Genomic DNA, 8,443 nt, shown 5'->3' with positions numbered 1-8,443 from the left:
CGGGGCGTCCCGGGCCGGGGGGAAGGCGGCGTTCACGCCCCGGGACCCGCCGTCCGCGTCGCGTCCGGGAACACCGGCCCCGCCGCCTCCGGACGCGCCGCCGGCCCCGTGGGCCGGTGTGGCGGCGGTGGCGGGCGGCGCGGTGGACTCCCCGGCACGGGCCGCACGGGACTCCAGATAGCCGAGGGCGCCCCAGCCGAGGACCGCCTCGGCGAGCGCGCGGCCCAGGCCGTCGTTGAACCGGGCGAGTTGCTCCGCGGTCCGGCCGCAATGGGCGCAGCCGGCCAGGTGCTGGCCCAGGTCCGGGTCGATGTCGCCGCCGCCGCGCCGGAAGGTCACGTCGAGCATGCGCAGATAGCGCCGGCACTCGTTGCCGGGGGCGAGTTCGCGGTGCGCCTGGAGGCATTCCTCGCGCAGCCGTTCGTGCGCGCGGCGGAGTTCGTGGCGGACAGCCTCCTCGTCCAGGCCGAGGAGCGCGGCGGGCACGGCCGGCGGCTCGGCCTCGACCTCGATGTGCCACAGCACGGCGCGGGAGGTCTCGGGCACCCGCTGGAAGGCACGGGACAGCAGCCGCCGGCCAGGGGGTGGCAGCAGCAGGGCCGCCGCCCGCTCACCGGCGCCGGCGCCCGTGCGCAGCGCGGGGTGGAGGTGCGCCCGGCGGTCGTCGCCGTCCCACTCGGCGGCGATCCGGCGGACGGTGACCAGCACGTGCGGCCGCCAGGCCGCGCTCGGGCCGGCCTGGCGCAGGGACGCGCCGAAGAGCCGGGTGAAGGCGGCGGTGGTCAGCATGCCGGCGGCCCGCGGCCCGTCGGCGCACAGGCGGGCATAGGCCAGGGCCGCCGACCAGTGCCGGTCGAAGAGTTCACCGACGGGATGCAGCGCGGGCGACATACCCGTCCACTTCTTCAGTTCGGCGCTCAGCTCTTCGTCCGACGGGCCTTCCTCGGTCACGGCCGCATTCCTCCATACACACTTAAGGGAATAGTCCATACCATTTGGTACGGGAAGGTCGTGAGGCAGCTCGAACACCCATCTGAACAGGCTCTTTGTATGTTCCTGCGCGCCGACAGCGCACACTTTCGCACAGCCGAACACGCCCGAACAAGAGAACGCCCGATTCTTGGGATTCCCTTCCGAAGTGCCTCTATTGACGTTTCGTCAAGGCCACTCTTGACTTTTCGTCAAGGCGCATATTGACGATTCGTCAAGAGTGGCCAATTCCTCCGGAGACCCGACTGAAAGGCGACCCGTGCGGCATCGGGTCGGCGCCGCACGGTTTCCGCCCCACGGTCAGTGACCGCTCACGGCACGCGGGGTGTACGGCTGCTGGAGTTCCTCGACCTCCTTGTCGCTCAGCTCCAGGTCGACGGCGGCCAGCGCGTCCTCGATGTGCTGCGGTTTGGCCGCGCCGACGATCGGGGCGGCCACCGTGTCCTGGCGCAGCAGCCAGGCGAGGGCCACCTGGGCGCGCGGTACGCCCCGGTCGGCGGCGATGCGGGTGACGGCCTCGACGATCGCGCGATCGCTTTCCAGGTACAGCCGGCTGCCGAAGTCGTCGTGGGTGCTGCGCTCGGTCACCGCGCCCCAGTCGCGGGTGAGCCGGCCACGGGCGAGCGGGCTCCACGGCAGCACACCGACGCCCTGGTCCGCGCACAGGGGCAGCATCTCCCGCTCCTCCTCGCGGTAGAGCAGGTTGTAGTGGTTCTGCATGGACACGAATTTCGTCCAGCCGTGCCGCTCCGCCGTGTACTGGGCCTTGGAGAACTCCCACGCGTACATCGAACTCGCCCCGATGTAGCGGGCCTTGCCCGCCTTGACCACGTCGTGGAGGGCCTCCATCGTCTCCTCGACGGGGGTGTCGTGGTCATAGCGGTGGATCTGGTAGAGGTCGACGTGGTCCGTGCCGAGGCGGCGCAAACTGTGGTCGATCTCCGTCATGATCGCCTTCCGGGACAGGCCGGCCCCGTTCGGACCGGGCCGCATCCGGCCGTTCACCTTCGTGGCGAGCACGATCTCGTCCCGCCGGGCGAAGTCCCGCAGGGCCCTGCCGACGATCTCCTCACTGGTGCCGTCGGAGTACACGTTCGCGGTGTCGAAGAAGGTGATGCCCGCCTCCAGCGCCTGCCGGATCAGCGGACGCGACGCCTCCTCGTCCAGCGTCCACTTGTGCGTGCCGCGGTCCGGCAGACCGTAGGTCATGCAGCCCAGACAGATCCGCGAGACGTCCAGGCCGGTCGAACCGAGCTTCACGTACTGCATCGTTGCTGCTCCTGCCTTCGGGAACGACGGTCGTGAGCGAGCCTACGACCTGGCCAGGGCCCGACTTGACGGCAGGAACGCGGGGGAGATTGGATCCTGACATGTGCCGCGCCGCCCGGCGTGGGCAGGATGGAGCGGACTTGTCCCGGAAGGGTGTTCTCCGCGCCTCGCGGTCGCGCACGGCCCTGGGCGCCCTGGCGACGGCCCTGGTCCTCGCACTGCCGGCCCTGGCCGGCTGCGGCTCCGGCGAGCGCCGGGACAGCGGTTCCCCCGGACCCGCCACGGTGCGGCTGCCGCCGCGGGGCGCCGGGTTCGACTACCAGATCGGCGGCGGCTACCGCCCGGCGGCGGGGGTGCGCATCGTCAGCCGCGACCGGTCCGACTCCCCCGCGCCCGGGCTGTACAACATCTGCTACGTCAACGCGTTCCAGGCCCAGCCCGCCGAGCGTTCCTCCTGGCCGGCCGACCTGTTGCTGCGCGACGCGCGCGGCCGGGTCGTCATCGACGAGGACTGGCACGAACCGCTGCTGGACATCGGCACCCCCGCCAAACGGGAACGGGTGGCCCGGCGGGTGAACCGCTGGATCGACGGCTGCGCGGACAAGGGCTTCGACGCCGTCGAGCCCGACAACTACGACAGCTACACCCGCTCCCGCCGGCTGCTCACCACGGCCGACGCGACCGCGTTCATGACCCTGCTCTCCCGGCACGCCCACGCCCGTCACCTGGCCATCGCCCAGAAGAACACCGCGGAACTGGCCTCGGTGCGCGTGCGCACCGGACTGGACTTCGCGGTCGCCGAGGAGTGCGGGCAGTACGACGAGTGCGAGGTGTACGCGAAGGCGTTCGACGGCCGGGTGGTGGACGTCGAGTACACCGACTCCGGGCTGCGCGCGGCCCGCGCCCGCTGGGGCGGCCGGCTGAGCATCGTCCGCCGGGACCGGGACGTGTCCGTGCCCGGCAGCGCGGCGTACGTCCGCAAGGTGCGGTAGCCCCGGCTGCCGCCGCCGGTACGGCGGTACGGCGGTGGCCGCCGTACCGCCGGGCCGTCAGCCGACGCCGTCCCGCACGGTGATCGCGCTCACCGGGCAGGCGCGGGCCGCCTCCCGGGTCATGGGGTCCTCGCCGTTCTCGCTGCCGGGGAGCAGCATGCTGTACCCGTCGTCGTCCTGGGTGAAGACGCCCGGCGCGGCCAGCGCGCACTGCCCGGCGCCGATACAGGCGTCCTTGTCGATGTCGATGTGCATGAGCAGAGCCTCTTACCAGGTCACGGGGAGTTCCAGCATCCCCTGGATCGTGTCGCCGGGTTTGTGGGGAATGTCCTTCGCCGGGGCGGCCAGCCGCAGCCCCGGCAGCCGGGTGAGGAGGCTGCCGAGGGCGATCTCCAGTTCGGCGCGGGCCAGGTTCTGGCCCAGGCACTGGTGGATGCCGAAGCCGAACGCGACGTGGTGGCGGTCGGACCGGTGGAAGTCCACCCCGTCGGGGTCGTCGTACACGGACGTGTCCCGGTTGATCACGGACGTCGCGAAGAGGACGCCTTCACCGGCCCGGATCGTGGTGCCCGAGACCTCGATGTCCTCCAGCGCGACTCGCTGCAGCCCCTCGGCGATGGACAGCATGCGCAGGAGTTCCTCGACGACGGCGGGCAGCAGGGCGGGATCGGCGCGGACCTCGGACAGCCGGTCGGGATGCTGGAGCAGGGTGTAGGTGCCCAGGGAGATCATGTTGGCGGTCGTCTCGTGCCCCGCGACGAGCAGGATCAGAGCGAGCGACACGAGGTCGGCCCGCTCCAGCTCGCCCTCGCGGAGCCGGTGGTGGACGAGGTCGTCGAGGATGCCGTCGCCGGGCTCGGCGTCCTTGGCCTTGGTGTCGATCAGGTCGCCGAGATACTGCTCCAGCCGGTCGCGGGCGGCCACGGCGTCGGCGGCGGTCGGGCCGCGCAGCAGCCGGCGGGACTGTTCCTCGAAGAACTCGTGGTCGCTGTAGGGCACCCCCAGCAGCCCGCAGATCACCATCGACGGCACCGGCAGCGCGAAGGCGGAGACCAGTTCGGCGGGCGGGCCCTGTTCGATCATGGCGTCCAGCAGTTCGTCCACGACCCGCTGGATCCACGGGCGCAGCGCGGCGGCGCGCTTCACCGTGAAGGCCGGGATCAGCATGCGCCGCTGCCGGTGGTGCTCGGGGTCGTCCATGCCGAGCAGGGCCACCCTGCGGTCACGGCCGGCCTCGAAACGGGGGGTGGGTACGGGGAAGCCGGAGCGCCGGCGGTCGGTGGACAGGCGGGGGTCGGCGAGCAGGGCGCGGGCGGTGGCCTGCGCGGTGACGAGCCAGACCTCGCGGCCGTCGTAGAGGGTGACGCGGGACAGGGGTCGCCCGTCGCGCAGCGGGTCGTAGCCGGTGGGCGGGTGGTAGGGGCAGGTGCGGTCCTGGGGGAAGGCGACGGGGTCGGGCAGGGCAGCCGGGCCGGTGGTGTCCGTCAGTTCCGTCATGGAAAGACCTCGCAGACGAAGGAGGTGCGTCGTGCCGATCTTCATTAGATGCCCCAGGCATCTATAGGTCGACCTGAAGTTCGGCCACTTCGGTGACCCTCGCGATCTGGCCGAAGTGCCGTGGGTCCGAGGGGCGGGAACCGGCCGCCGTCCCGTCCGCCCGGGAGCCGTCGGGCGACGGCCGGCACGCCCGCGCACAGCCGGGAGCCGACGGCCGACGGCCGGTACACCCCCGTACGGCCGGGAGCCGACGGTCGGCACGCCCGCGCACAGCCAGGAGCCGACAGCCGACGGCCGGAACGGCGGCCGGGCACCACCCCCGCCCGGGGAGGGGACGGCGGCACGACGGCGGACCTCGGCGGGACTGTCCTTTTTGTCCATGATGCCGCACCGCCGGGCGTTCCGGGCCCGCGCGGCACCGGTCGGCACGGGCCACGGGGCGTTCACCGCATCGGCTGACGCGGCACGCGGTACGGATGTTTCCGGCGGCCTCCGGTGTTGACTGGGGCGGACGTTCGTTGGACCGACGAAGGGACAGCAGGAAATGCCTCTTGAGGGCGAGTACGAGCCCAGCCCGACGCAGTGGGTGCGCGAGCAGGTCGAGCTGTACGAGGGTTCCGGCGGGACGAAGGGCACCACGCTGCGGGACACGGGGATGCCGGTGATCCTGCTGACCACGCGGGGGGCGCGCAGCGGGAAGATCCGCAAGACACCGCTGATGCGGGTGGAGCACGACGGCCGGTACGCGGCGGTCGCCTCTCTCGGCGGGGCGCCCAAGCATCCGGTCTGGTACTTCAACGTCAAGGCCGACCCGCGTGTCGAGCTTCAGGACGGACCGCAGAAGTGGGAGATGCGGGCCCGCGAGGTCACCGGGGCGGAGAAGGCCGAGTGGTGGGAGCGGGCGGTGGCCGCGTTCCCGCCGTACGCCGACTACCAGCGCAAGACGACCCGGGAGATCCCGGTCTTCGTGCTGGAGCCGCTCGCCGGCAGCTGAGCCGGTCCCCGCCGGCGCCCCTGCCAATCGGCCCGCGTGGGCGGCCGGTTCGGGCCGGACGGCGGCCCGTTCCCAGAAATATCTGTTTCCGGGGCGTGTGAACCGGCCCGTCCGCGGGCACTCGTGCGTCAGGCCCCGCCGCGTTCCCCCGTCGCGGCGGGGCTTTCGTGTGCCTCGCCCGCGGGCCGGTCGGTGACGTCGAGGAAGATCTGGTCGGTGTCGGGGAACGTCCGCGCGAGCGATCCCTTGATGCGCACCGAGACCTCCTCGACCCGCTCGCTGTCCAGGCCCGGCACCAGGTCGATGCGGGCGGCGACGAGCGTGGAGTCGAGACCCATCTTCATGGTGAACAGCGCCTCGACGCTGTCGATCTCCGGCTGTGCCCGCAGCAGCGCCCGGATCCTGCCGCTCAGCTCGGGATCGGCGGCCTCGCCGATCAGCTGGGCACGGGCGTCGCGGCCGAGCCGGTAGGCGACGTAGACCAGCAGCACACCGATCATCAGCGAGGCGGACGCCTCCCACACGACCTGCCCGGTCACCATGTGCAGGGCCATGCCGATCATGGCGAGGGTCACGCCGAGCACCGCCGTGCCGTCCTCGGCCACCACCGTGCGCAGCGCGGGATCGCGCAGCGCGCCGAGCCCGCCGCCCTGCCGGCGCACCTGGTGCAGGGCCCGCAGCAGCGAGACGCCCTCGGCGATCAGAGCCACCCCGAGCACGATCAGGCCCGCCACATAGCCGCTGAACTTCTCCTCGGCACCGTTGCGCAGGGCCTCGAAGCCCTGGAAGAAGGAGAAGCAGCCGCCCATCACGAAGATGCCGACGGCGGCGAGCAGGGACCAGAAGAAGCGCTCCTTGCCGTAGCCGAAGGGGTGCCGGCTGTCGGCCGGGCGGCGGCTGCGGCGCAGGGCGGCCAGCAGGAAGACCTCGTTGAGGCTGTCCGCGACCGAGTGCGCGGCCTCCGACAGCAGCGCCGGCGAGCCCGCCAGTACACCGCCGGCCGCCTTGGCCACCGCGATCACCAGGTTGGCGGTGAGGGCGACGAGGACCGTGACCTTGGTGTGCCGGTCGGCCTTGGACTCGCCCCCCGCCGGTGGCGCAGTCCCGCCGTCGTCGTTCGTGGTGCGCGCTGCGCCGTCCCTGCCGGGTGCCGGTGGGGATACCGGGCCCGGCTGGGGCGCCGGTCGCGTCGCGCTCTTCTCGGCCGTACGTGCGGCCGTCTCCCGTTCCGAGGATGTCCCGCTCACCTTTCGCCGACTGCCCCCGACCCGGCGGCTCACACCGTGCGGGCGGCGCGAAACGGGGAACGCGTCGGTCAGCAGGACCCGGACCGCGAGGAGGAGAGATGGGTGAAGACGGCAACAGCGGCTACGGACACCGCGCGTTCAAGAGGTCCCGGAGCCACTTCGCCGACCGGATCACCGCCGACGGCCGGGACGGCTGGCCGGTGGAGGCGGGCCGTTACCGGCTGGTGGTCTCCCGCGCCTGCCCGTGGGCGAGCCGGGCGGTGATCTCGCGCCGTCTGCTGGGGCTGGAGGGCGCGCTGTCGCTGGCGGTCGCCGACCCGGTCCAGGACGACCGCAGCTGGCGGTTCACCCTGGACCCGGACGGCCGCGACCCGGTGCTCGGCATCCGGTTCCTGAGCGAGGCGTACGACAGGCGCGAGCCCGGCAGTCCGGGCGGGGTGAGTGTGCCTGCGGTGGTGGACGTCCCCAGCGGACGGCTGGTCACCAACGACTACCAGCGCCTCACGCTGGACCTGGCCACGGAGTGGACGGCCCTGCACCGGCCGGGAGCACCGGACCTCTATCCGGCCGCCCGGCGCGACGAGATCGACCAGGTGATGGCCGAGGTCTACGAGGACGTGAACAACGGGGTGTACCGGGCCGGGTTCGCCACCCACCAGACGGAGTACGAGGAGGCGTGCGCCGGTGTCTTCCGGCGGCTGGAACTGCTCGGCGAGCGGCTTTCCGGACAGCGGTATCTGGTCGGTGACACCCTCACGGAAGCGGACATCCGGCTGTTCACCACCCTGGTCCGGTTCGACGCCGTCTATCACGGCCACTTCAAGTGCAACCGGTGGAAGCTGGCGGAGCACCCGGTGCTGTGGGCCTACGCCCGGGACCTCTTCCAGACGCCGGGATTCGGCGACACGGTCGACTTCGACCACATCAAGCGGCACTACTACCAGGTGCACACCGGCATCAACCCCACCGGCATCGTGCCGCTCGGCCCGGATCTCGCCGGGTGGGCGAGTCCGCACCACCGCGAGGAGCTGGGCGGCCGGCCCTTCGGTACCGGCACACCGCCCGGCCCGGTGCCGCCGGGCGAACGAGTGGCCCCGCAGGGTCAGCCCGCATGAGGGACGACTGAGGAGGAAGTAGTCACACATGGTCAAGAACAAGAAGAAGAAGCTCCCGCTCGCCTACCAGCCGGTCGGATTCGTGCTCAGCTGGGCAGGCGGTGCACTGGCCGGGATGGCCTTCCGCCAGGCGTGGAAGGCGATCCGGCACGAGGACGACGCGCCTGACGCCCTGGACCCGGACCGCGGCTGGGGTGAGATCCTGCTGGCCGCGGCGGTCCAGGGCGCCATCTTCGCGGTGGTGCGCAGTGCCGTGGACCGCACCGGCGCGAAGGCCATCGCCCGGTCGACGGGTGTATGGCCGGCGGCGGACAAGGGCGGCCGGGACTGAGCCGCGCG

At 72.2% G+C, this 8,443-nt stretch carries 8 protein-coding genes and 1 pseudogene; 4 read left to right on the top strand and 5 right to left on the bottom strand.

What is annotated here, in order from left to right:
• Positions 1-891, bottom strand: a pseudogene (locus GT045_RS20460) (hydrolase); the annotation flags it as partial.
• Between the two features lie 399 nt (positions 892-1,290).
• Positions 1,291-2,259, bottom strand: coding sequence for an aldo/keto reductase (locus tag GT045_RS20455; RefSeq protein ID WP_161335034.1), 969 nt, complete (start codon positions 2,257-2,259; stop codon positions 1,291-1,293).
• A gap of 140 nt (positions 2,260-2,399) precedes the next feature.
• Between GT045_RS20455 and GT045_RS20450 the strand changes: the two genes are divergently transcribed.
• Positions 2,400-3,251, top strand: a complete 852-nt coding sequence (locus GT045_RS20450) for an endo alpha-1,4 polygalactosaminidase (RefSeq protein WP_237538739.1) — start codon at positions 2,400-2,402, stop codon at positions 3,249-3,251.
• Between the two features lie 57 nt (positions 3,252-3,308).
• Here GT045_RS20450 and GT045_RS20445 read toward each other — a convergent pair whose 3' ends face one another.
• Positions 3,309-3,506 (bottom strand): ferredoxin, encoded by a 198-nt coding sequence (locus tag GT045_RS20445; RefSeq protein ID WP_161289511.1) that lies wholly within the window; start codon positions 3,504-3,506, stop codon positions 3,309-3,311.
• Positions 3,507-3,518: 12 nt separating this feature from the next.
• On the bottom strand, positions 3,519-4,748 hold the full coding sequence (locus GT045_RS20440; protein WP_161335032.1) for a cytochrome P450: 1,230 nt from the start codon (positions 4,746-4,748) through the stop codon (positions 3,519-3,521).
• Positions 4,749-5,292: 544 nt separating this feature from the next.
• Between GT045_RS20440 and GT045_RS20435 the strand changes: the two genes are divergently transcribed.
• Complete coding sequence (locus GT045_RS20435; protein ID WP_161335031.1) at positions 5,293-5,742, top strand: nitroreductase family deazaflavin-dependent oxidoreductase; 450 nt, start codon at positions 5,293-5,295, stop codon at positions 5,740-5,742.
• A 128-nt stretch (positions 5,743-5,870) separates the two neighbouring features.
• Here GT045_RS20435 and GT045_RS20430 read toward each other — a convergent pair whose 3' ends face one another.
• The gene (locus GT045_RS20430) at positions 5,871-6,989 is read right to left on the bottom strand and encodes a cation diffusion facilitator family transporter (protein WP_161289520.1); all 1,119 of its coding nucleotides are present in this window, start codon (positions 6,987-6,989) and stop codon (positions 5,871-5,873) included.
• Positions 6,990-7,087: 98 nt separating this feature from the next.
• Between GT045_RS20430 and GT045_RS20425 the strand changes: the two genes are divergently transcribed.
• A complete protein-coding gene (locus GT045_RS20425) occupies positions 7,088-8,104 on the top strand; it encodes a glutathione S-transferase C-terminal domain-containing protein (RefSeq protein ID WP_161335030.1) in 1,017 nt (338 codons plus the stop codon).
• 28 nt (positions 8,105-8,132) lie between these two features.
• On the top strand, positions 8,133-8,435 hold the full coding sequence (locus GT045_RS20420; protein WP_161289526.1) for a DUF4235 domain-containing protein: 303 nt from the start codon (positions 8,133-8,135) through the stop codon (positions 8,433-8,435).
• Positions 8,436-8,443: the final 8 nt, after the last annotated feature.

The organism is Streptomyces sp. SID486 (assembly GCF_009865385.1).
Taxonomy (GTDB): domain Bacteria; phylum Actinomycetota; class Actinomycetes; order Streptomycetales; family Streptomycetaceae; genus Streptomyces.
Note: the sequence above shows the minus strand (reverse complement) of the source record. Positions and strands in the feature narration are given on the sequence as shown.